The 2,016-nt window shown below is 39.0% G+C and carries 3 protein-coding genes and 1 pseudogene; 3 read left to right on the forward strand and 1 reads right to left on the reverse strand.

Annotated features, from left to right (window positions below; all coding sequences use genetic code 11):
* Nucleotides 1-439 precede the first annotated feature (439 nt).
* From CFPU101_RS25145 to CFPU101_RS25155, 3 genes are all read left to right on the forward strand, one after another.
* Nucleotides 440-649: a hypothetical protein gene (locus tag CFPU101_RS25145; RefSeq protein WP_206818615.1), complete on the forward strand. Its 210-nt coding sequence runs from the start codon at nucleotides 440-442 to the stop codon at nucleotides 647-649.
* A gap of 169 nt (nucleotides 650-818) precedes the next feature.
* Entirely contained in the window at nucleotides 819-1,235 is a 417-nt protein-coding gene (arfB, locus tag CFPU101_RS25150; protein ID WP_206818617.1) for an alternative ribosome rescue aminoacyl-tRNA hydrolase ArfB, read from the forward strand.
* 41 nt (nucleotides 1,236-1,276) lie between these two features.
* A complete protein-coding gene (locus tag CFPU101_RS25155; RefSeq protein ID WP_206818619.1) occupies nucleotides 1,277-1,441 on the forward strand; it encodes a hypothetical protein in 165 nt (54 codons plus the stop codon).
* A 377-nt stretch (nucleotides 1,442-1,818) separates the two neighbouring features.
* On the opposite strand, the pseudogene CFPU101_RS25160 reads toward CFPU101_RS25155, so the two are convergent.
* Nucleotides 1,819-2,016: pseudogene (locus CFPU101_RS25160) on the reverse strand (IS630 family transposase); the annotation flags it as partial.

Consider the following 2,016-nt stretch of genomic DNA (forward strand, 5'->3'; position numbering starts at 1 on the left):
TTTATTTTGTAGAAGATAACAACTATCCGTGACAGCGTGTATTTGTAAATATTCCAACAGTCGTTGGTAAACCCCTTCTGGAATTTGACGATATTTGTCGTTCATCATCTAATAAATAGTATTTTCGTATTTAAAATCTAGCTTAACTCGATTTTTTTAGTTCGTGTTGAAACCGTAAACACTTACGGTTGACTCCGTTGCACTGATTCCCGTACTTTGGACAAGCTGTAGCGTAAGTTTCTCTTTCACAAGAATCGTTACAGTAAGAACAAATGAACTTAAAGGTTCGGGTGTGGATAGTACGTTGATGCGCTCGGACGGTGTATTCTCGAACTTGGATTTTCTTGCTTGGCATGAATAGGCGATCGTTCTTGTAATTCAATTTATTCTAACTCGCTCAACCTATAATCATGAAGAGTAAAGACAAAGAGGATAACAAATGACAGAGACAATTATTCATCACTTATTTGGAATTGAAGGAGGAAAATTGTTGTTAGTCTACTACTCGCCTCGTTGCTGCTATCAATTCCGCGTAGTAACGGCAACGAGTGAAGTCATGGGAAACGAAGAAATTTACTATACACCCGAAGCTGCATTAACTGAGGGTCGAAGATGGTTAGGAGTGAGCGGTGCTAACGGCACTCGCTAAAAGCGATCTTTGGGAGAGAGCCGCGAACGCGATGCGTCCTACTGGTCAAATGACTCTTGTAGTCCTCTGTTATCATAAAATTAATATTTTTGTTCTAGTCGTTTGGCTTTTTGAACTACATTTAACCATATAAACATCAATCAAGAAGCCCTAAAATAACCCTCTGTCTATGCTACAGATAACTAACAACACTATCCTCCCTCTAAGCGAAATCAGCCTTACTGCTATCCGTTCTCAAGGCGCAGGAGGTCAAAACGTCAACAAAGTCGCCACAGCCATACATCTACGCTTTGATATCAACGCCTCTTCCTTATCTCCTCTCTACAAGGAACGTTTACTTAATTTAGACGATCAACGCATCACCAAAGAGGGGATAATCGTTATTAAAGCGCAACAACACCGTACTCAAGAACAAAATAAAGAAGACGCATTGCAACGTCTACAAAACTTAATCAAAAGTGTTACGCTCACACCTGTGAAACGGAAACCCACTAAACCCTCTCGTAGTGCCAAAAAAAGACGCATGGATAGCAAAACAAAACGCAGTCAAATTAAAGCCTTAAGAGGCAATATTTTTACGGAGTAATGTTAAACTACTCCCTTAGTAAGAAAATGAGAGGCTTCAAAATGACATCAAAAAAGTGGTGGGCTATCTTCATTATCCTCTCAAGCATAGAAGCTGTTTTACTGCTTAAACTTGTCATGACTAAATCTTTGACAGAATTACTGATTGCGATCGTGCTGATTGCTGCTTTATTGGTCTTCACTACTCGTATTGAAACTAAAGATTAGACTTGCAAAAAGGGCGTAGTTCAAAAAGCTTTTTTAAAAGGAACATAAGTCGGCTAAGACTAGCCATTGCTAGAGTATGGTAACTAGAACAAGAATACTTGAGCAATCCACTTTTTTAGTTTTCAACTTCTTCGGTTTTTTGAGTTATGCAGCGATCGCTCAATATCTTCCGAGTTTTATTCTTTTTTTGAATCATTGTAGATCAGGAAAGACACTTTCATTTTAGGCATTTTAAGAAACGATAGTTAGAATACTCGGTTGGTTCTGTTTACTCATAGCAAAGCATCTCAGGAATTCTTTAAAAATGCCTGTTTATCATGCCTAAAAATTCTGGTGTAAACGGGGAACAGAAGCGATATTAGAGTTATACCAATTCATTAAATGTTGGCTACAGATAAAGCCTCCAGAATGTACTGCCATCCAACAAGGGAAGCAATCACCTCTTGAGTCATCTGTGCCAACCGAACTTGCAACAAAGATCGCAACTCATCTAAATTGGTGGGCAGTTGCCATCGCAAACCTATCTTAAGATGTTGCCAAACCCGTTCAATGGGGTTGAGTTCTGGACAATGAGA

Source organism: Chroococcus sp. FPU101 (assembly GCF_017312365.1).
Classification (GTDB): Bacteria; Cyanobacteriota; Cyanobacteriia; order Cyanobacteriales; family Microcystaceae; genus Chroococcus.

What these genes read in the sequence shown, in the direction of transcription:
- CFPU101_RS25155 (WP_206818619.1), top strand. Translation starts at nt 1,277, where the DNA reads ATGACATCAAAAAAGTGGTGGGCTATCTTCATTATCCTCTCAAGCATA.
- arfB (WP_206818617.1), top strand. Translation starts at nt 819, where the DNA reads ATGCTACAGATAACTAACAACACTATCCTCCCTCTAAGCGAAATCAGC.
- CFPU101_RS25145 (WP_206818615.1), top strand. Translation starts at nt 440, where the DNA reads ATGACAGAGACAATTATTCATCACTTATTTGGAATTGAAGGAGGAAAA.